General features: G+C 67.5%; 17 protein-coding genes. 9 read left to right on the forward strand and 8 right to left on the reverse strand.

Going from position 1 to position 20,033, the window contains the following annotated elements:
* Positions 1-31 precede the first annotated feature (31 nt).
* Positions 32-1,060, reverse strand: coding sequence for a LacI family DNA-binding transcriptional regulator (locus ACFCV3_RS41250; protein ID WP_376040599.1), 1,029 nt, complete (start codon positions 1,058-1,060; stop codon positions 32-34).
* 97 nt (positions 1,061-1,157) lie between these two features.
* Positions 1,158-3,323: a discoidin domain-containing protein gene (locus ACFCV3_RS41255; protein ID WP_376040602.1), complete on the reverse strand. Its 2,166-nt coding sequence runs from the start codon at positions 3,321-3,323 to the stop codon at positions 1,158-1,160.
* Between the two features lie 286 nt (positions 3,324-3,609).
* Here ACFCV3_RS41255 and ACFCV3_RS41260 point away from each other — a divergent pair, with 286 nt between their 5' ends.
* Together ACFCV3_RS41260 and ACFCV3_RS41265 are read left to right on the forward strand one after the other, a co-directional pair.
* The gene (locus ACFCV3_RS41260) at positions 3,610-4,557 is read left to right on the forward strand and encodes a DUF1996 domain-containing protein (protein WP_376040604.1); all 948 of its coding nucleotides are present in this window, start codon (positions 3,610-3,612) and stop codon (positions 4,555-4,557) included.
* A 266-nt stretch (positions 4,558-4,823) separates the two neighbouring features.
* Positions 4,824-4,967 (forward strand): hypothetical protein, encoded by a 144-nt coding sequence (locus tag ACFCV3_RS41265; protein ID WP_376040607.1) that lies wholly within the window; start codon positions 4,824-4,826, stop codon positions 4,965-4,967.
* Positions 4,968-5,572: 605 nt separating this feature from the next.
* On the opposite strand, the gene ACFCV3_RS41270 is transcribed toward ACFCV3_RS41265, so the two are convergent.
* From ACFCV3_RS41270 to ACFCV3_RS41290, 5 genes are all read right to left on the reverse strand, one after another.
* Positions 5,573-6,304 carry an NADPH-dependent F420 reductase gene (locus ACFCV3_RS41270; protein WP_376040610.1) on the reverse strand — a complete coding sequence of 244 codons (732 nt, stop codon included), beginning with the start codon at positions 6,302-6,304 and terminating at the stop codon, positions 5,573-5,575.
* The gene (locus ACFCV3_RS41275; protein WP_376040613.1) at positions 6,301-7,335 is read right to left on the reverse strand and encodes an LLM class flavin-dependent oxidoreductase; all 1,035 of its coding nucleotides are present in this window, start codon (positions 7,333-7,335) and stop codon (positions 6,301-6,303) included. The genes ACFCV3_RS41270 and ACFCV3_RS41275 overlap by 4 nt, the downstream gene beginning before the upstream one ends.
* A gap of 77 nt (positions 7,336-7,412) precedes the next feature.
* Positions 7,413-8,042, reverse strand: a complete 630-nt coding sequence (locus tag ACFCV3_RS41280) for a nitroreductase family protein (protein ID WP_376040616.1) — start codon at positions 8,040-8,042, stop codon at positions 7,413-7,415.
* 44 nt (positions 8,043-8,086) lie between these two features.
* Positions 8,087-9,322 (reverse strand): MFS transporter, encoded by a 1,236-nt coding sequence (locus tag ACFCV3_RS41285; protein WP_376040619.1) that lies wholly within the window; start codon positions 9,320-9,322, stop codon positions 8,087-8,089.
* Positions 9,323-9,398: 76 nt separating this feature from the next.
* Entirely contained in the window at positions 9,399-11,120 is a 1,722-nt protein-coding gene (locus ACFCV3_RS41290; protein ID WP_376040622.1) for a cation:proton antiporter, read from the reverse strand.
* A gap of 270 nt (positions 11,121-11,390) precedes the next feature.
* Between ACFCV3_RS41290 and ACFCV3_RS41295 the strand changes: the two genes are divergently transcribed.
* The 7 genes from ACFCV3_RS41295 to ACFCV3_RS41325 all read left to right on the forward strand — a co-directional run bounded on the left by ACFCV3_RS41295 (position 11,391) and on the right by ACFCV3_RS41325 (position 18,827).
* Complete coding sequence (locus tag ACFCV3_RS41295) at positions 11,391-12,422, forward strand: phytanoyl-CoA dioxygenase family protein (protein ID WP_376040625.1); 1,032 nt, start codon at positions 11,391-11,393, stop codon at positions 12,420-12,422.
* Positions 12,419-13,723 (forward strand): DUF6271 family protein, encoded by a 1,305-nt coding sequence (locus ACFCV3_RS41300; protein WP_376040628.1) that lies wholly within the window; start codon positions 12,419-12,421, stop codon positions 13,721-13,723. Before ACFCV3_RS41295 ends, ACFCV3_RS41300 begins: the two co-directional genes overlap by 4 nt.
* A complete protein-coding gene (locus ACFCV3_RS41305) occupies positions 13,720-14,919 on the forward strand; it encodes an ornithine decarboxylase (protein WP_376040631.1) in 1,200 nt (399 codons plus the stop codon). The genes ACFCV3_RS41300 and ACFCV3_RS41305 overlap by 4 nt, the downstream gene beginning before the upstream one ends.
* Positions 14,912-15,406: a GNAT family N-acetyltransferase gene (locus tag ACFCV3_RS41310; protein WP_376040634.1), complete on the forward strand. Its 495-nt coding sequence runs from the start codon at positions 14,912-14,914 to the stop codon at positions 15,404-15,406. The genes ACFCV3_RS41305 and ACFCV3_RS41310 overlap by 8 nt, the downstream gene beginning before the upstream one ends.
* Positions 15,322-16,584 (forward strand): MFS transporter, encoded by a 1,263-nt coding sequence (locus ACFCV3_RS41315; protein WP_376040649.1) that lies wholly within the window; start codon positions 15,322-15,324, stop codon positions 16,582-16,584. Before ACFCV3_RS41310 ends, ACFCV3_RS41315 begins: the two co-directional genes overlap by 85 nt.
* A 198-nt stretch (positions 16,585-16,782) precedes the next feature.
* The gene (locus tag ACFCV3_RS41320; protein ID WP_376040637.1) at positions 16,783-17,766 is read left to right on the forward strand and encodes a phosphotransferase enzyme family protein; all 984 of its coding nucleotides are present in this window, start codon (positions 16,783-16,785) and stop codon (positions 17,764-17,766) included.
* Between the two features lie 98 nt (positions 17,767-17,864).
* Positions 17,865-18,827 (forward strand): hypothetical protein, encoded by a 963-nt coding sequence (locus tag ACFCV3_RS41325; RefSeq protein ID WP_376040640.1) that lies wholly within the window; start codon positions 17,865-17,867, stop codon positions 18,825-18,827.
* On the opposite strand, the gene ACFCV3_RS41330 is transcribed toward ACFCV3_RS41325, so the two are convergent.
* The gene (locus ACFCV3_RS41330; protein ID WP_376040643.1) at positions 18,817-19,854 is read right to left on the reverse strand and encodes an LLM class flavin-dependent oxidoreductase; all 1,038 of its coding nucleotides are present in this window, start codon (positions 19,852-19,854) and stop codon (positions 18,817-18,819) included. The genes ACFCV3_RS41325 and ACFCV3_RS41330 overlap by 11 nt on opposite strands.
* Positions 19,855-20,033: the final 179 nt, after the last annotated feature.

Raw genomic sequence — 20,033 nt, forward strand, 5'->3', positions numbered from 1 at the left:
GGAACTCAGCGGGGCGGGAACGCCGCCGGGATCAGGCGGATTCGCGCACGACCAGATACGGGTCGAAGACGACCGAGGACGGCGCGGTCCCGGGCGCGTCCAGCAGGGTCAGCAGCAGAGCGGTCATCCGGGCCGACATCTCTTCCACCGGCTGCGAGACCGTGGTCAGGCGCGGACGCGTGAGGCGGGCCGGCTCGCTGTCGTCGAAGCCGATCAGGGCAACGTCATCGGGAACGACGCGCCCGTTGTCGCGCAGCGCCCGGAGCGCGCCGACCGCCATCAGATCGTTGGCCGCAAAGACCCCGTCGATCTCCGGCACGGCAGTCAGCAACTCGATCATCGCCTGCTCACCACTGTCGGCGGTGAAGTTGCCGTGGGCAACTTGTACGTACGGGACGCCGTGCCGCGCCATCGCACGCTGGAATCCGGCCAGCCGGCTGTTCGCGGCGGGCAGGTCGGCCGGACCGGCGATCGTGGCCACCTGTCGACAGCCACGCTCAGCCAGATGGTTCGCAGCCAGGGCTGCACCGGCCTCGTGGTCCAGGTCGACGAAGCTGATCGGCACCGGGAGCGCGGGCCGCGCGAACAGCACCGCCGGCACACCAGCGTCGACGAACAACTGCGGCAGCGGATCACCCGCGTGGGTCGAGACCAGGAGCGCGCCGTCCGCATTCCCGCGCCGGACGAAGTCGAGAGCGTCCTGGCGGGCGCGGTCGGAGTCGGCCAGCATCAGCGTCGGATGCATCGCCCGGTCCCGCAGATAGGTGACCACACCGCCGGTGATCCGGCCGAAGAACGGGTCGGCGAACACCTGCGCGGCCGAGCCGTCCGAGCCGGACATGACCAGGGCGACCGTGCCGGTACGGCGGCTGACGAGGGTGCGGGCGGCCGCGTTCGGGATGTAGCCGGTGGAGGCGATCGCCTTGACGACCCGGCGCGCCAGATCCTGATCGACCTTCTCATTGCCGTTCACCACGCGGGACACGGTCGCGCGGGAAACCCGCGCCTTCTTGGCCACGTCTTCCAAGGTCACGGTACGTCGGGTTGCTGCCGGGGTCATGGCATCGGATCGTAGCTGGGACACGCGATTCCGCCTCAAAGTTATCCACAGGGTACGGCGGCCCCAGGTGGTGAACCGCCGTACCGGTCGGTGGGATTCAGCGTTTGTAGATCCCGAACTCGTAGAGCGAATACCCCCAGCCGGTGCCGCGCTGGGTCCCGGTCAGCCGGACGTAGCGCCCGGTCCCCCCGGTCGTGATGTCATCGACGTCGCCGTTGCCGGCCGCCGTACTGTAGAGCGGCCGCCAGGCGTTCCCGTCGTCGGAGACCTCGACCCGGTACTCGCGGGCGAACGCCCCCTCCCAGATCAGCTGGATCCGGTCGAACGACGTCACCTGCCCCAGGTCGACCTGCACCCACTGCGGGTCCGCCCAGTCGCTGGCCCAGCGGGTCGCGTTGTTCCCGTCCGTCACGTTCGACGGCGGGAACGGCGCCCCGTTGCCGGTCTGCTGGTACGACGATGCTGTCGCCGGCTTACCGCGGGCGATATTCGTGCCCTCGACCGGCGGCGCGACCACCCGGAAGGACCGGGTCTCGATGCTCACGTGCCCCCGCCCGTCCCGGACGTAGTCATACAGCTTCCAGACGCCGAGCCGCTGCGGCACCGTCACCGTGAACGGACCATTGCCGCTCGACGGTGTGCCGACCAGTGCACCACTGCCGTCGATGTACTTCCCGTTGACCTTGAAGTCATGCGAAAGCAAATCCCCGTCGGGATCAGTGACCGCCACATTGACCGAGATCGTGCCGCCGGCCGGGACATCCGTGGTCCGGCTCAGCGTCATGTTCGTGATCACCGGAGGCGTGTTCCCGCCGCCGGGGCCACCGAACGCCTGCCGGATCGCGTACCAGGCCAGGCTTTTCTCGTTGCCCGGCGTGATGTTGAACCAGACCGCTCCGAAGTCGTTCTCACTGCCGTAGTGGAACAACGTCGCCCCCAGCGCGACACCGGCGTGCCCGGTGATGCAGTTCCACGCCTGTAGGTAACCGTCCCGCTTCTGCAGATCGGTCGGCTGATCCGGTACGCCGTTCGCGTCGTTCGGGACCTCCCACTCACCAGCCGGCCCGCCCTCGGTGAGGATGTACGGCTTGTTGTAGCCGCCGTTGATCCAGTCCTGCTTCACCTGGCAGACATGGCCGTAGGAGTTCACTGCCAGCAGGTCGAGGTCCGGCGAGTACTGCTTGTAATACGGCCAGGCGCCTGTCCAGGCATCGGTCGAGGTGACCGGGTGGTTCGGGTCGATCGCGTGGATCGCCTTCGCCGCGTCGTTCACGAAGGTCGCGTACGCGATCCGCTGCTGCTCGAGCTCGGCGCCGGAGTAGCAGTTCTGCAGACCGAGCACGGACTCGTTGCCGACGCTCCACATCAGAACGCCCTGGTTGTCCTTGTACTCGGTCGTCCAGCGGCGGATCTCGTCGAGCATCGTGGTCTTGTAATTGGTGTCGGTCACGTAGTTCGCGCAACCACCGCTACCTGGGCCGCCACCGGGCTGGAGCCAGTAGCCGGCGACCACTCGCATGCCGTTCGCGGCAGCCGCGTCGAACAGCGCCTTCGAGCTCGCGTCGGTGCCCCAGGTGCGAACCGTGTTGACGCCGATCGCCTTCAGCTCGGGCAGCCGCTGAGCGGCCTCGGTCGGCGGCGGCCCCCAGGTCAGGCCCTTCACGACCCAAGGATTGTCGTTCACCAGCAACTGCCAGTTGCCCTGGCTGCCGGCGATCCGGACCGTTCCGGAGCCTTGCGGCGGGCCACTGTCGCCCGGCGTACCGAAGACCTTGAACTCGAACAGCGAGACGCCGTACCCGTTCGCGCGAGTGGTGGCGAACATGCGGACGTACCGGCCGCTGCCGCTCACGTTCAGAGTCTCGGTGCCACCGCGGCCGGCGGCTGTGGTGTAGATCGGGTTCCATTGCTGGCCGTTGGCCGAGACCTCGAGGCGGTAGCCGGTCGCGTACGCCGCCTCCCACTGCAGGACGACCTGTTCGACGGTGGCGGTCGAGCCGAGGTCGACCTGCAGCCACTGGTTGTCGGCCCACACACTCGACCATCGGGTGTTCGCGTCACCGTCGACCGCGGCCGAGGCCGGCGTTCCGGCACCTTCGGAGGTCGATGCGGTGGCCGGTCTGCCTTGGGAGAGCAGGGTCGCGGCCTGCGCCGGGACGGCCGACACCACCAGGTTGCCGAGCGCCACCAGCGCCACTGCGATCAGGACCGCGGCGGGCCGGCGCCGTCGCCGGCGGGCACGCAGAGCGGGCAAAAGCTTCATCGGGCGGACTCCTTTTGCGGGAGAGCTCCTGGGTCAGGAGCGGTGAGAGAGCGCTCTCTCGCGGACCGATCGTGACCGTTGCTTTCCGGTGTTGTCAATGCTTCGGTACGCCGGTTCCACGCTCAGCGTGGTTCCGGAACCACGGAGGGTTGACACCGCGGGACCGCAAGATCATGGTTCTCCAGAGAGCGCTCTCTCGCGATCCGTCCGACCGCGGGACACCCCGATCACCCTGCCGACCCTGACCGATCGCCGCCCCGCGGAATCCCCCACGAGGAGGAGTTCCGTGTTCTCGACCAGGAAGAAAGTGCTCTACGCCGGCGGTACCGCCGCCGGTCTGATCGCCGCCGTACTGACCGCCGCTGTATCGACCGTGCTGGCAGGCTCGTCCGCGCACGCCGCCGACGAGGTGACGCATCACGAGTTCCAGGTCAACTGCACCGTGAATCACCGGGCGCCCGACGACCCGATCGTGTTCCCGAACATGCCGGGCGCGTCCCACGACCACAGTTTCGTGGGCAACAAGACCACCAACGCCGCCACCACACTGAACAGCCTGAACGCTGCCGGTCCGTACGCGACGACCTGCCTGAACCCCGACGATCTGTCGGCGTACTGGTGGCCGACGATGTTCCGCGGCAACGACCCGGTGAGCCAGACCTGGCACCAGACCATTTACTACAAGTCCGGCATCCTCGACTACCAGGCGGTCCGCCCGTTCCCGCCGGGGATCCGGTTCGTCGTCGGCAGCCCGGCGGCGACCCAGGAGGCGTTCCGGACCTCTCCTGGTGCCGTCGAGGGCTGGGAGTGCGGCGACAGTGCGCACAACTGGGACTTCCCGGCCAACTGCCCGGCGGGAACCCAGCTCAACATCCGCTACCAGGCGCCGAGTTGCTGGAACGGCCGTGACCTGGACAGCGCCGATCACAAGAGTCACATGGCCTACCCGGTCAACGGGGCCTGCCCGGCCTCGCACCCGAATCCGCTGCCGATGCTGGAGTTCAAGATCGCGTTCCCGGCCGACGGCGACGTGACCAATGTCCGGCTGGCGAGCGGACGTGGTTACTCCTGGCACTACGACTTCTTCAACGCCTGGGATCCGCCGACCCTGGCTGCCCTGGTGAGCCACTGCATCAACGGTGGTCTGCAGTGCAACTCGCGCGGATTCGACCTCTACAAACCTCACCGCGGTCAGGTTCTCGGCGACAACTACCGGCTGCCCGGACGCCCCTGACCTCTTGATCCTCCTGCGGTGCCGGGGACAGGGCAGGCCCTGGTACCGCAGGACGGCAGCTGCGCATCGTGGACTTCGAACTCCGCGAGACCTGTGAGCTCGGTCTCACCCGATCCGGCCGGCCGCAGGCGCTGGTGTCGCACGCTGTGACCGTCTCGTTCCCCTTTCGGCCCTCTCCCGGGCCTCCAGTTGCCGACCGCAACAAAGTTGTGAGAAACGTTCTGGCCCTCCAGAACGATAGGGACACTGGGAGGGGGTGATCCGGTATGTGCGAAGTGACTCGCCGGTTGCTGGCACTGTTGCGTTTACTCGAGACCGATAGCAAGCGATCCAGTGTCACGGAAGACGACGTTCTGCTGGACACCAAGTTCGGCCGGACCTCGGCGGAGTTCCCGATCGACCGCTACTAAGTAGCCGTCGTCGGGCTCCGCCGTGAGATCGGGGAATGCCAGAACCGGGCCATCGACTGTACCCACCGGGTTGTTGTCCATCGATTACCAACGGCACTCTCCGCACAGTCGATGGATGCGGCCGTCCTCGCGCGTCAAGTGAACCCACCGTGCCGATGGCAATCAGGGCGGACCGCCACCACCCACCAACCGCGCCGGCCACCCCGGCTGAGCACAGCACAAGGGTGCAGACACCCGCCCCAACCGCGTTGGACGGTGCTGGCGGTCCGGCCGTTGCCGCATCCCGGCCGCGCCAGATCGCGTCGGCACCTGGGCATCGGCACCTGGGGCATCGGCACCTTGGCGTCAGCACCTTGGCCTCGGCACCTTGGCCTCGGCAGCTGGGCGTCGGCACCTTGGCAGCTGCGGACCTGGCGGCCGCGGACCTGGCAGCAGCAGACCTGGCAGCAGCAGACCTGGCAGCAGCGGATCTGCAGGCCATCACAATCGCGGTCGCCCAGCTGCCGCCACGCTCAGCCGACCTCGTCGCCCTCACTTGTGATGGCCTGGCGGTCCGCGCCGGGCACCCGCTTCCGGCGGGGCGAGATTGCGTTCCCGCCCGTGGTTCAGCTGGCGAGTTGGTTACGGGCGGTTCGGACGGTGAGGCCGCGGGGGGACTCGGGGAAGCGGTCGAGCAGGTCTTGCAGCTCGGCGGCGGTGACGTTGGCCCCGAACGCTTCGGTCCCCGGCTCCAGCTGGACGCCGTCGGCCAGCGAACCCGCGATTACCGGGTCGAACCCGAGGTCGTCGACGATCGCCGCCACCTCGGCCGCCTCCAGCGGCGGCCCCGCGACCGCGATCGCCTTCCGCCCAGGTGATCCGGACGGCACGGCACCATCCTCGAGATCGTGGTAGCCCATGTGGTTGAAGGCCTTCACCACCCGCGACCCGGGCAGGAACTCCTGGACGATCTCGGACGACGAGGTCCGCGGATCGGTGAGGTCGTCGCGGATACCGTCGACCTCCCACCAGTAGTTCATCGCATCGATCACGAGCTTGCCGCGCAGCGCCTCGACCGGCAGCGCCCGATGCTTGCCGAGCGGCAGCGCGAGGATCACCACATCCGCCCGCGCCGCCGCGTCGGCCGCGGTGGTCGCGACCGCGCCCGGCGTGACGACCTCCACGATCAGCGCGATCTTCGACACCTCCCCGGAGCCTGCGATCAGCACTGGATACCCGGCCCGGACCGCGAGCCGCGCCAGCACGGTTCCGACCTTCCCGGCACCGAGGATCGCAACCGTCGGCCTACCGGATCGAGACCCCGGACGGACCGACCCAGCGACACCCGAGCCGCTCATGCTTCCGCCAGGATCTCGCGCACCATCGGAATCACCTTGCTGCCGTACAACTCCACAGCGCGCAACCTGTCCGAACCGGGCACCGACCCCGCCGAATAGATCAGGTCGAACCGCCCGACCCCGAGCTTCTTGACCGCACCGGCGATCCGGCGAGCCACGGTGTCCGGCGAACCGACGTACAGCGAACCGTGCGCAACCTCCGCATCGAACTCCGACCGCTTCACCGGCGGCCAGCCGCGCAGCGCGCCGATGCGGTCCCGCATCACCTTGTAGCGCGGGTAGTAGATCTCCTTCGCCGCCTCATCGGTGTCCGCGACGAAGCCCGGCGAGTGCATGCCGACCGGGTGCGCGACGGTTCCGAACTGCTCGGACGCCCGCTTGTACAGATCCAGGTACGGCGCGAACCGCTCCGGCGAACCGCCGATGATCGCCAGCATCAACGGCAACCCGTAGAACGCCGTACGGATGACGGACTGCGGTGATCCACCGACGCCGACCCAGGTGGTCAGCCGGCCGGACTCCGTCTTGGGGTAGACGTCCGCGTTGTCGAGGGAGGCGCGGACCGTGCCTTCCCAGGTCACCGGCTTCTCGTCGAGCAGCCGCGCGAACAGCTGCAGCTTCTCCTCGAACAGCACCTCGTAGTCGGCCAGGTCGTACCCGAACAGCGGGAAGGATTCAGTGAACGAGCCGCGCCCGAGGATGACCTCCGCGCGGCCGTTCGACAACGCGTCCACGGTCGAGAACCGCTGGAACACCCGCACCGGGTCGTCCGAGCTGAGCACGGTCACGCCCGAGCCCAGCTTGATCCGCGACGTCTGTCCGGCGATCCCGGCCAGCACCGTCTCCGGTGAGGAGATCGAGTACTCCGGCCGGTGGTGCTCGCCGAGCGCGATCGCGTCCACGCCCAGCTCATCGGCCAGCACGGCCTCCTGCACCACCTGCCGGATCGCCGCCGCATCCGACACCAGCTCGCCGTTCGCACCCTCCGGCACATCGCCGAACGTGTCGAGACCGAACTCCAGGCCACTCATTTCCCGCTCCTGTCCACGTCACCAAAGTCTAGGTTGACATATCAACGCGCAACAGGGCGGCGTTCATTCCCGGGCAGTCACCACTTGTCGTAGTGGACGACCTTGTCCAGGTCCCGGCGCGGTCCGGGCTTGAAGTCGGTGCCGATCGTGTGCGCGACCGGGATCAGGACCCCTTGCCGGACGTCATCCGGTACGCCGAGCAGCTCCGCCACCTCCCGCTCGTACTTGAGGTGCAGCGTGGTCCATGTCGTCCCCAGCCCGCGGGCCCGCGCGGCGAGCATGAAGTTCCAGGCGGCGGGGAGGATCGAACCCCACAGACCGGCCTGGTTGCCCTGCGGCAGCGACGGCGCCGTGATGCACGCGATCACGAAGACCGGCACCTTGCCGAGGTTGTCACCCAGGTACGCCGAACTGTCGTACACCCGCTTCTGCACCGGATCGACCTCGGGCCCCTGCGCGGCCTCGGTCGCCGCGAAGTACGCGTGCAGCGAGGTGCGGTAGTACTCCGCGATCTTCGCGCGCTTGTCCTGGTCGGTGATCACCAGCCAGTGCCAGCGCTGGCCGTTGCTGCCGGAGGGCGCCTGGGTCGCGATCTCGAGACACTCGCGGATCAGTTCGGGCGCGACGGGCCGCTCCAGGTCCAGGCGCTTGCGGACGGCGCGGGTCGTGGTGAGCAACTCGTCTGGGTTCAGGTCAAGGGTGTACACGCGTGTCAGTGTTTCACCCGCCGAGCCTGCCCCGCGACTTCAGCTCATGTCGCGACGGCAGGGATCGGTGACGCCTCCGCCGCTGCGGCCGGATGGCGTCGTACGGCGATCGGTATGAACGCGCCCGCGATTCCGAAGAGCACGGCCGTGAGCAACCAGCCGGGCCAGCCCCAGCTGACCGCAATCGTGGTCAGGATGAGCGGCGCGACGAGATCGCCGAGCTGGTGCCCCATCGCGTACGCACCCTGGTACTGCCCCTGCGCACCGGGCGGCGCGAGCTCGAAGCTGACTCCCCAGCCGCCGGCGGACTGCAGCATCTCCCCCAGCACGTGCACGAGCGCCGCAACGATCAGGAGCGCAATGGTCACCGGCCCCGACGTGAGATCGGTGATCGCCAGCACGCCGCAGGCGGCCGCGAGCAGCAGCCCCGAGCGTCGGCCGGCCCGCGCTGCTCCCGCCAGGTGTTCCGTTCCTCGAGCTGCACGGATCTGGAGAAACACGACCACGAGAGCATTGATCACGAGCAACACCGAGATCATCCACCGCGGAGCATCGGTCGCCGTGACGATCCAGAGCGGGATCGCGAGCTGCGCCATCACGTTGTGCATGTTCAGCACCCCGTCCAGTACGACGAACGCCAGGAACGGCCGATCCTTGAGCGCGGTAAGTCCCGAGGGAGCGCTCTCTGACACCACCCCGGCCACGGGCGGCAGACCGAACTGGATCATCGCGGCCGTCACGCAGTACGTGACCGCGTTGGCCAGGAGCGCCCCGACGTACAGGCCGGGTTTGTCCAGGGCGAGCACGATCCCGGCGAGCGCCAGGCCGACGCCCATCCCGATGTTCGTGGTGACCCGAAGGACCGCGCGGGTCCGCACCCGCTGGTCGGGCTCGGACAGCCCGGCGATCAATGCCCCCTTGGCGCCGCGCTGCCCCGAGTCCGCGATCGCGGTCACCGCGGCCACGGCGACGTACGCCCCGAACGAGTGCACCTGCGTCAGCGCGCTCATCGTGATCGCCTGCAGCAGGAGGAAGCCGACGTACGCCCGGTTCGGGCCGAGGCGGTCGGCGACCACGCCGAGCGGCGTACTGGTGATCAGCCCGAGCACCCCAGCGATCGTCAGGCCGACGCCGACGTGAGCAACCGACAACTCCGCGACCCGGGTCAGGTACATCGCCCCGATCGCGGCGTACACGCCGTTGCCGAGCGTGTTCACCAGCGTCGCGATGATGAGGCGGCGCACGGCCGGCGACAGAGCAGTCGATGAGGGGGAAGTCACCCCGCGACTCAACCGCACAGCCTCGCCCAGCACCACCGGATTGACGAATCCCAGCAGCCCATCCGAGCCCGGCCGATCAGGCAGGCTTGAAGCGGTTCTCGATCGTGTCGATCAGCGTCTCGACCTGGCGATAGGTGTCCGAGCTGAAGGCGCCGATACTGCGCTCGGCACCGAGCGCATCGCGCATGGCATCCAGATAGCGGCGCTGAACGACGGCCATCTGTTCGAAGCTGTCGGGCCTGGCCGCGGCCGGAACCTGCCGGCTGGCCGAGACGAGACGCGGAATGATCCGCTCCTTCATCGTCGCCACCAACTCCGGATCGAGCGGCTCACCCGCGACCGTCTGCTCCTCGAGCGGACCCATCGCATCGATCGCCGACTCACCGATCCGCCGCAGCAACGCTTGCGTCGCGTCCCGCTTGTCCTCCGGACTCTCGGACTGGAACTTCAGCCGCGCGATCACCCACGGCAGCGTCAAACCGAAGACCACCAACGTGAACAACGCCACCAAGAAGGCCGCGAGCACCACCGTGGCGACATGCGGCGTGTCCGCCGGAATCGTCTGTACGGCGGCCACCGTGACGACCCCGCGCATCCCGGCCCAGGCCAGTACGAGTGTGCCGCGCGAGGTCAACGGCTCCCGTTCCTCGAACTCCACATCGGCCCGTCCGCGCGCCAACCGGCGGCGCGCCCAAGCCAGGCGCGACTCCTCCCGATCGCTCTCCGGGTTCATCGCGTCCAGTGCCTCTTCGAACTGACTCAACCGCGTTCGCTGCTGCTCGTTGCGATCGCCACGGCCGAACCGGCCGGACAACGCGGGCCAGGCCAGACCGATGAATCGCAGGACCACCAGCAACGCAACGACCAGCAGGACCAGCCCGGTGATCTCGCCGACAGTGGTCTCCGCCCGGGCCGCATCCACCAGCTCGGGCAATTGGTAGCCCATAGCAAGGAATACGGCGCTCTCCAGAACGAAGCTGATCGTGGTCCAGGTCGTCGCCTGCGTCTGCCGGTCCCGCGCGCTGAACCGCTTGCTCCCGAGTACGCCGGTCAGCAGTCCGGCCACGACCACCGCGAGTACGCCGGAAGCGTGCAGCTCCTCGGCCGGAAAGTAAGCCAGGAAAGGAACTGCGAACGAGATCGTTGTGTTGAGCACCGGATCGTCGAGGCGCTGCCGCAGCAGCACGGTCAGAACGCCGACCACGGCACCGATCAGACCGCCGCCGATCACCGCCCACCCGAAGTCGAGGAGAGTGTGGCCGAGGTCGAACCCACCACCGACGACCCCGATCGCGGCGATCGCCGTCCGCAGCACGACCAGCGCGGACGCGTCGTTGATCAGGCTCTCCCCTTCCAGCACAGTCATCACCCGCGGCGGCAGACCGACCCGGTGACCGATGGCCGTCGCCGCGACCGCGTCGGTCGGGCTCACCACCGCACCCAGTGCGACGCCCAGCGCGAAGGAAATACTCGGGAACAGGGCATGAACGACCGCCCCGATCGCCAGCGACGAGACGATCACCATCACGATCGACAGCCAGGCGATCAGCGACAGGTTCCGCCGGATATCGAGCACCGGCAACTGCACCGCTGTGGAGTAAAGGAGCAGCGGGAGCACTCCGGCCAGCACGATCTCCGGTTCGAGGTGGATCGTCGGCGTGCTGGGCAGGTAGCTGGCTCCGATGCCTAGCGCGACCAGAAGCAGCGGCGCCGCGACACCGGTCCGCCGCGCGAACACCGAGGCCGCGATCATGATCGCGAGCCCGGCCCCGGCGATGAGCAAGAACTGATGGTCCACGTCACCGGACTCTAACCGCCGGCGACCGCCGCGCCCGGGAAGCACTCGGACGGCGCGCAGGGGCGGTCACCGGCCGCCCGCGCGGCCATACCCGGCGGTCTGAACGGGCAGCGTTCGGCAATGGGAAAGCGCTCCCCGCTCGACAGGCCGAATTACTTTGATAAGGTTCCTTCGAATACTTCCGTAAGGACACTTTGAAATTCCCGTGAAGGAGCAGCCCTGCCGAGCTGAACCGGTTTTGGCAGGCCGACCGTACTGGGGACGATTGCTATGCCGAACACTGGGACCGACCTGTACCGCGCCGCTTCGAAGGTGCCCTACTCCAGCGCTGATGCCGATACCTACCTCGCCGCGACGCCGCTGCGCGACGTCCGGAAGACCCTGCCGCTGCGGGTCCTCTCCGCGGCGGATTACGAACACTGGCAGACCTACGGTTACACCGTGGTGAAACACGCTATTCCACACGCGAAGGAGCTCCTGGACTTCGCCTGGGAATTCCAGGGTCTCGAACCGGACCACCCGGAGACCTGGTATCCGGAGTATGAATTCCGTTCAGAGCTCGAACGCGACCTGTACATCTACGGATTTGTCGAGGCCTATCAGCACCAACTCATCTGGGACAGCCGGCAGGCACAGCGCGTCTACGACGCCTTCGTCGACGTCTGGGACTGCGAAGAGCTCTGGGTCACGCTGGACCGGCTCAACCTGAACCCGCCGAACGTCGGCAACCGCGACCGCGCGCTGATCCCGGCCACCGAGACGGGCTTCGACATCGATCTGCACTGGGACGTCGACAGCACGCTCGACGTACTGCCGCAGCGGGTCCAGGGCATCATCGCGCTGACCGACACCACCGCCGACAGCGGTGGGTTCCAGTGCTGCCCCGAACTGTTCCGTCAGTTCGAGAGCTGGCGAGCCGAACAGCCGCTGGACCGTGATCCGATCCGGCCCGCCATCGATCGGAACGCGTTTCCGGTGATCCGGCCGCAGCTCGAGGCCGGCGATCTCCTGATCTGGAATGGGATGCTCGCACATGGCGTGGCCCCGAACCGCTCCGTGAACAGCGTCCGCTCCGTGCAGTACCTGTCGATGATGCCGGCGCTGGAGACGCACCAGGATCTCGTGCGTTCGCGCGTTGATTCCTGGCGAAAGCTCAGTACACCGGAATGGAACGCGACGCTGATCGGCGACCGGATCAAGCACGAGTCGCTCCGATACCCGACCGCCGAGCTGACCGCCCTGGGACGCAAGTTGCTGGGGCTCGATTCCTGGCACAGCGCTACTGGAGGGGAGAACAGGTGAAGCGCATCTGCCTGGCCCTGCCCACCGACCGCGCCTGCACTCCGATACTGCGTGAACTTGCGGAAGAGGCGGAGTACGCGGTCTCACATTTCAACGTTGAGATCGCCGTACTGATCCTGGACTCGAGCTCCCCGGCGGACTTCGGCGAGCACGCTCGCGTTCTCGCCGCGCTCCCGAGAACGCCGGGGATCGAGATCGTGCATCTCGATGAGAACGCGCAGCGGGCGTTTCTCCAGAACGTGATCAAGAGCGCGGCGGTCGCCGAACCCGAGCGGGTCCTCGACCTGATGCTGCCCGGGCGGCGCTCGTACGGCGCCTGTACGAACCGGGCGTTCGTGATCGCGGCCGCGCTGGGGTGCGAATCCGTGCACCGGCGCGACTCGGACTGCACCTACCAGGAGCTGGACGGTGCGAAGATCTTCCCGATCCACCACGAGCTCACCATCGGTACGACGGCCGCGGCGGCCCGCGACCGGGTGGCCACCGTCGACCTCGCACCGGGCAGCGACGACCTGCCGGTGGTGATGGCAGGCGCGTCGTTCATCGGCGACATGTCCGTGGACATCGACGACATCCGGCAGCGTGATCCCGAGATCTACTATGACGTGGTCAGCCTGTGGGCACCCGGCGGCGCGACCGAGGCGGAGAAGCGTGCCCTGGTTGCGGAATCCTTCACCGGGGCAGGCACTTCGCCGTTCCGTGCCGACGAGTCGGTGCTGACCGTTGTCGACCCGATGCGTGTCGACATGTCGAATATCGCCTTCCACCGGGTCCAGGAACAGGTTCCGTTGCCGCCGGCAACCGATACGATCGGCAGCGACTACTTCCTGATGCACCTGGTGCACGACGCCGGGCTGCCCGGTGTCCTGCACAACCGGCACATCGTGAACTTCCACACCGGTGAACGGAAGACCGACGAGGGTTTCGCGTCGTACCAGCTGGCGTTGACCAAGTTCTTCCTCTCGATGCTCTACCTGCACTTCGTCTACGAGCGCATGGGTGTGGCGGGCAGCTCGCTCCGTGACGCCCAGGGAGATGTCGACGCGGCGGCGGTTGCGGAGATCGTCCGGCAGAGCATCCGGCTGCCCGTCGACGAGAACCTCGACCGGCTGGAGAAACTCGGCCGGGCCTACCGCCGGCTGGGCGGCCGGCATGCCGGCTTCGCCGAGACGCTGGCGGTCCGGCGCGAGGTGTTGCTGGACGAGGCGCGCCAGGACATGGACGACTTCGCGGTGCTGATCGACGTCTGGCAGTCGTTGATCAGGGCAAGTACCTCGGCAGGAGCAGGTCTGTTCAGATGAACACTGTTCTGAGTGATCGGCTGCGAACCGCCTTAGAACTCGCAGACCACGATCAGATCATCTTCGATCTGGGCGGGATCGAAGCCGCGTACGGCGCGCTGACCGAGGAGCTGCCGGAGATCGCGGTCCGGTTCGCGATCAAGTCGTGTCCCGTGAACGGCGTTCTCGCGAGCCTGGCCGGCCGCGGCTCGGGATTCGATGCCGCGAGTCCTCAGGAGATCATCCAGGCGCTCGAGACCGGTGTAGCTCCAGAACACGTTCACTACGGGAACACGGTCAAGTCGGATCAGAACATCGCCGAGGCCTACCGGCTCGGGATCCGGGACTTCGCGACCGACAGCGTTCCCGATGTGGTCGCGATCGCCGCGAGCGCACCGGGATCCCGGGTGTTCTGCCGGCTGGGGACCACTGGTGAGGGTGCGTTGTGGGGCCTCAATCGCAAGGCCGGCTGTTCGGTGCGGGACGCGTTGATCGTGCTGTCGATCGCGCGTGCCCAGGGGCTGGTGCCGTCGGGGCTGTCGGTCCACGTCGGTTCGCAGCAGATGACGACCGCCGCCTGGGAATCCGCATTCAGCCAGCTGGCCGAGGCGATGACCGAACTCGCGGATCTGGACATCCACATCAACCGGATCAACCTCGGCGGCGGGCTTCCGGCCCTGGGCTATCTCGACCGGGCCGGTACGGCGCTCGATCCGTCGCTGGCCGAGATCTTCGGCACCATCCGGACCGGGATGAAGCGGTTGCAGGAGCTCACCGGAACCGCGATCGAGTTCGTCATGGAGCCCGGGCGGCATCTCGTCGGTGACCACGGTGCGATCCGGGCCCACGTCGTACGGCTGTCGTCCCGGCAGCAGCCGGACGGTGCGCGGGAGCGGTGGCTGTATCTCAGCTGCGGGAAGTTCAACGGGTTGTACGAGGTCGACCAGGTGCGGTACCGGATGGTGTTCCCGACGCATCCGGAGGGACTCCGGGTACCGGCGGTCGTCGCCGGGCCGACCTGCGACAGCGACGACGTCTTCGGTCAGGAACCGTCCCCGGCCCGGGTGCCGGCGACGATCGGCTCCGGTGATCCGGTCTGGATCCTGTCCTGTGGCGCGTACTCCACCAGCTATACAACGCAACGCTTCAACGGCTTCGAGCCCCTACCGGTGACTGTGCTGCCGGTCAGCGTGCTGCCGGTGGAGATCCATGCTTGAGACGGTTCGCGTGCGGCCGATCAGCGACACCGATTGGCCGCACATCGCCGAGCTGGAACAGGCGGCGTACGGACCTCTCGGGCTCTCCGAGGGCCGGCACGCCCTGGAATCCTGGAGAGCGCTCTCTCCGGAAACGTGCTTCGTTCTCGGAGAGTCCGGAGCCGTGCGCGGCTACGTTCTCGCGATGCCGTTTCCGTACGGCGACTATCCGCGGCTGGGGATGTCGACCGGCGCGCTGGTGGGTTCGCCGAACCTGCATCTGCATGATCTCGCGGTCGCGCCGGCGTTCCGTCGTACCGGTCTGGGGCGCGAGATCGTGACTCACGTGAACGCTGTAGCTCGAGAACGCGGGTTTCTCACGATCTCGCTGATCGCGCTCTCCGGAACGGCGCTCTTCTGGTCATCCAACGGCTTCCGCCCCGATCCAGCCGCCCCCGCCCCCACCGGCTACGGCGACAACGCCCGCTACCTGACCAAGGTCCTCTAGAAAGGGCTCTCCGCATGCGCGACGAGTTCCGCCGCTCGCAGCTGGCGATCGCGGCACTGTTCGGCTTCCTCGGTTTCCAGTACTCGACTTGGGCCGCCAGGATCCCGATGCTCAAGAGCTCTCTCGATCTTTCGAACGCCCAAGTGGGGCTGCTGCTTCTGGCCACGGGCATCGGTGCCGCGATCGCGTTCCCGATCGTCACGTTTCTGATGAAACGACTGGGATCGCGACGGCTCGCGCTCGTTGCCTGCCTGGGGCTGACACTCGTGCTGCTGGCCTTGGCCGTCGTACCGAATCAGCCGGTAGCGCTGGTGGTGATGCTGCTCGACGGCGTTCTGGTCGCGTGCCTTAACGTCGCGATGAATGCTCAAGGCACCGCGCTGGAAGTGAAGTACGAACGCAACACCATGGCGAAGCTGCATGCCGCCTTCAGCGGCGGCATCTTCACCGCAGCCCTGCTCGCCTCCACCGTTACCGCCGCCACGACGAACCTGCTGACCCACTTCACCATCGGCGCGGCAATCCTGGCAGCACTCGCGGCATTCGCCTCGCGGGCCCTTCTGCCCACCGACCTTCCCGCAACCGAGAAGGCCAAGGGCAAACTCACCATCCCGTCGAGAACCATCGCCTGGCTGGCCGTCGCCATGGTGTTCGTCACCGTCGTCGAAGGCGCCATGAACGACTGGTCTGCCCTTTACCTCAAGGAGATCGTCGGCGCACCACCCGCCGTCCTCCCGCTAGGCATCGCCGTGGTCTCCGCCACCATGCTCCTCACCCGTTTGTTCGCCGACTCCCGCCGAGCAGCCTGGGGCGACCGCCAAGTAGTCCTGGCCGGCGCCACCATCGCCGGCACCGCCCTCGCCACCGCTCTCCTGATCGGAGGCCTCATCCCCACCCTCATCGGCTTCGCCTGCGTAGGCCTGGGCATGGCCGCCGCCACTCCCTGCCTCTACGCAGCCGCCGCCAAACAAGGCCCCAACGCCCTGACACTCGTAGCCACCATGGGCACCCTCGGCCTCCTAGCCGGCCCACCCGCCATCGGCGCCCTCACCAACGCCACCACCCTCCTCTACGGCATGGCAGCAGTAGCCCTCTCCGCCCTCCTGGTAACCGCCTGCACCACCCAAATCACCTGGACCCCCGCCCCCAAACCCGAACCAGCCCCCGCCACCGACTGACCCGCCGTACGCTGGTGCTCCGAAGAAGGTGCACAGCTGATGCCGATCGCCGAGCAGCTCGTCACAGACCACAGCAGCGTCAGCTCGGCCGGCCCTCTCAATGACTACCCCAGCGTCGGCGTGTGATGCCCTCCAGGCGCTTGGCCTGAAGGGGCAAAGCGTTCGCGGCGGGCGAATCGGCGGAGCTACTCTCCTTGGATGGCTGAGCTCGAATCGAAGCGTTCGCAGGTGGCTCGGATTCGCCGGACGGCGGTCCGGGCGCTGGCGGACTATGCGATCGACGGGCCGCGGTTGACGTTCATCGCGCATGGCGACAACACGACGTTTCGGGTGGACTCCCCCACTGGGCGATACCTGCTGCGTGTTCACCGGGCTAACCGGCACGGGCCGGGGGTCGACTCGCGGGATGCGGTCGGGTCGGAGCTGGAGTGGTTGGCTGCGCTGCAGGCGGACACGGACCTCGACGTACCAACGCCGATCCGCACTCGCGCCGGGCAGTGGACAACCGTCGCCGATGACCTGGTCTGCTCGGTCCTGGGCTGGCAAGACGGTCGCATGCAGGCGAACCATCCGCACCCCGTGCATTTCCGGCGACTCGGCGGCGTACTCGCTCGTCTGCACAACCACACCGCAGCCTGGAACCCACCCACCAAGCTCGTGCGCATGCGCTGGGACTGGGAGACCTTCTTCGGCAACACCATGGAGTACGGCGGTGTCTCCGCGGCCGACTGCTGGGATCTCCTACCGCTCCCGGTGCGCACCCAGTTCGACGAGATCGCCCGCCGGATGCGCACCACGATGGCAGACCTCGGCACGGCCTCCGACACCTTCGGCCTCATCCACGCCGACCTGCACCTGGAGAACGCGCTCTTCCACGGCGACGCCGTCCACATCATCGACTTCGACGACTGCGGCTTCGGCTACTGGCTCTACGACATCGCCGTCCCCCTCTGGGACAACCGCTACCGCGACGAGTTCCCCGCACTGCGCGCTGCCCTCCTCGAAGGCTACGGCGAACACCGCGAACTCCCCGATCTCGCCCATCTCGACAACTTCATCGCCACCCGAGACGTTGCCTTCGGCCTCTGGTTCGCCGGCATGGCACAAGTCAACCCCGCCTTCGCCACTGACCTCGACAGAACCATGAACTACATCAACCGCTCCCTCGACAACCTCCTCTAACCACCCGAGCCGTCGCGGGTTCGGCGCGTCAGTGGGGGCGGTCCGCGACGCGGGCGTGCGGGGTCCATGATGGGGGCACCGGCTTGGAAGGTAGGAGCATGACAGAGGTTGAGCCCAGTACTGCGTGGCGTGAGGTTGTTGGGGCGGACGAGGAGGAGCGGCACCGGCGCCAGGCGGAAGGATTTGTGGCGATGCAGGTGCGCAAGTCCGGGAAGTACGGGGTGGGGCGCGCGTTGCATCGGCGGCAGGTGGCTGCGTTGCGGGCGCGGGTCGAGATAGCTGAGGGGTTGCCGGAGTACGCGCGGCAGGGTCTGTTCGCTCGGCCGGGATCGTTCGAGGCCTGGCTGCGGGTGTCCAACGGTGGGTTCAACGTCGCGGCGGACAAGGCTCCGGACGTTCGTGGCTTCTCGATCAAGATCCTGGGGGTGAGCGGGCAGGGAGCGCTGGGTGGAGAGGCGAAGAGTCAGGACTTTGCCCTCATCAACCATGAGCACTTCAGCTCGGCGACCAGCGAGGACTTCAGCGGAGTCGTTCTCACCACTGGCAGTACGCCGGGTGGTGCGATCCGCCGGCTCATCGGGTCCCCTTCGTTAGTGCCGAAGGTGCGGGAGGTGATCACGGCGATCCGGACCCCGTTCACCGGCTTTGCCACGCAGGACTTCTTCAGCGCCGCACCCGTTGCCTTCGGCCCGTACGCCGTCCGCGTGCGGCTCGCGGCTGCGTCCGATCAGGTGGATCCGGCAGCCGCGCAGGACTGGGGTGCTGATCTGTTCCGACGGCTGGCGGTCGCGCCACTCGGCTACGAACTGCAGGTTCAGTTCTTCCAGGACGAGGCAACCACGCCGATCGAGGACGCTTCCGCAACCTGGTCGACGCCGTACCTGACCGTGGCCAGGCTGATCGTCCCGCAGCAGGAGCCCGACGACGAGTTCGCCAAGACCGTCGAGGCGGCTCGGTTCGATCCGTGGAACGCGCTGGTCGAGCATCGGCCGCTCGGTGAGGTGATGCGGGCCCGCAAGGTCGCGTACTTCGCGAGCCAGCAGGCCCGCATCAGGCGGTGAGCTTGGCTAGTTCGGCCAGCTCTGCGGGCGGATCGAGTACAGGCTGGATGACGAGTTCGTCGATCCCGGCTGCCTCAAGGACGGCGAGGCGGCCGAGGAGGTTGTCGCGGGTGCCGACCAGAGCGAGTTTGTCGATCAGTGACGGCAAGATCAGGTCGCGGTCTGCTGGGTCGATGCGGCTCAGGTAGTTGGTGTAGAGCTGGCGGTAGCGGTCCGGCGTGGCGCCTGTGGTGCCGCGTCGGTTGAGGAATCGCTGCACAGCCTCGCGTTCCGCGGGGCCGAGGACCTCGGCGAAGGAGGGTTTGTCGGCGGCGAAGACCAGGAAGGACAGAACGGTGTGACCGGTCGCCTCACGCACCGCGTCGCCGTACGGGTCCTCGCCCTCGCCGAGCAAGTACAACGAGGTCATCAGATAGGAGTCGCCTGCGACAGGCTTGCTCGCAGCGTGCGCGGCCTCCTGCCGAGCGACGTGGAATGCACGCCAGGCCTCAGGGTCCAGAATGGCGAAGGACAGCAGGCCGGTGCTGCGACGCCCGGCGATGGCGGCTGCCTTCAGGCCTTGGGCGGCGACCACGAACTCGATCGTCTCGGCGGCCGGCTGGTCGTGCAGGAACTGGATGTCGCGGACCCGCTCGCCCTCCTGGTACCTGATCGAGCGACCGGCGGTCAGATCCTGGAGTGAGGCGGTGAAAGTCTCGAGCTCGGCCGCTGTGCTGGGCGGCATTCCTAGAGTGCGGCGGGCGGAGTTCCCGGTGCCGATGCCGCAGATGATCCGGCCCGGTGCCAGCGCGTTGAGGCTGGCGAACCCACTCGCGGCCGCCGGTATCGACCGTAAGGCCGGCGACGTCACGCCGACACCGAGTTTGATCCGGCTGGTGACCTTCGCACACAAGGCCAGAGCTGCGAACGGATCGCCGTGAACCATGGGAGTGTCGTAAACCCAGAAGCTACTCAAACCCAGCTCTTCGGCCTGTACGGCGAGATCCTCCACACCGGGGCTTGCCGCGACTATGACGCCTGTACGCAAGATGCCTCCTGACCGGGTGCCGGCGGAAGTAGCGTATCGCCCGCAATCGGCTGTCACCCGCGGATTGCCCGTTGGGGCATATGTTAAGGGCCACCCCTTGCGGGGTGGCCCTTAACAGTGTGAATGTCCGGCGGCGTCCTACTCTCCCACGACCTCCCGGTCGCAGTACCATCGGCGCT

This window comes from Kribbella sp. NPDC056345, from assembly GCF_042262745.1.
GTDB lineage: Bacteria > Actinomycetota > Actinomycetes > Propionibacteriales > Kribbellaceae > Kribbella.

What these genes read in the sequence shown, in the direction of transcription:
- ACFCV3_RS41250 (WP_376040599.1), bottom strand. Translation starts at nt 1,060, where the DNA reads ATGACCCCGGCAGCAACCCGACGTACCGTGACCTTGGAAGACGTGGCC.
- ACFCV3_RS41255 (WP_376040602.1), bottom strand. Translation starts at nt 3,323, where the DNA reads ATGAAGCTTTTGCCCGCTCTGCGTGCCCGCCGGCGACGGCGCCGGCCC.
- ACFCV3_RS41265 (WP_376040607.1), top strand. Translation starts at nt 4,824, where the DNA reads ATGTGCGAAGTGACTCGCCGGTTGCTGGCACTGTTGCGTTTACTCGAG.
- ACFCV3_RS41270 (WP_376040610.1), bottom strand. Translation starts at nt 6,304, where the DNA reads ATGAGCGGCTCGGGTGTCGCTGGGTCGGTCCGTCCGGGGTCTCGATCC.
- ACFCV3_RS41275 (WP_376040613.1), bottom strand. Translation starts at nt 7,335, where the DNA reads ATGAGTGGCCTGGAGTTCGGTCTCGACACGTTCGGCGATGTGCCGGAG.
- ACFCV3_RS41295 (WP_376040625.1), top strand. Translation starts at nt 11,391, where the DNA reads ATGCCGAACACTGGGACCGACCTGTACCGCGCCGCTTCGAAGGTGCCC.
- ACFCV3_RS41305 (WP_376040631.1), top strand. Translation starts at nt 13,720, where the DNA reads ATGAACACTGTTCTGAGTGATCGGCTGCGAACCGCCTTAGAACTCGCA.
- ACFCV3_RS41310 (WP_376040634.1), top strand. Translation starts at nt 14,912, where the DNA reads ATGCTTGAGACGGTTCGCGTGCGGCCGATCAGCGACACCGATTGGCCG.
- ACFCV3_RS41320 (WP_376040637.1), top strand. Translation starts at nt 16,783, where the DNA reads ATGGCTGAGCTCGAATCGAAGCGTTCGCAGGTGGCTCGGATTCGCCGG.
- ACFCV3_RS41325 (WP_376040640.1), top strand. Translation starts at nt 17,865, where the DNA reads ATGACAGAGGTTGAGCCCAGTACTGCGTGGCGTGAGGTTGTTGGGGCG.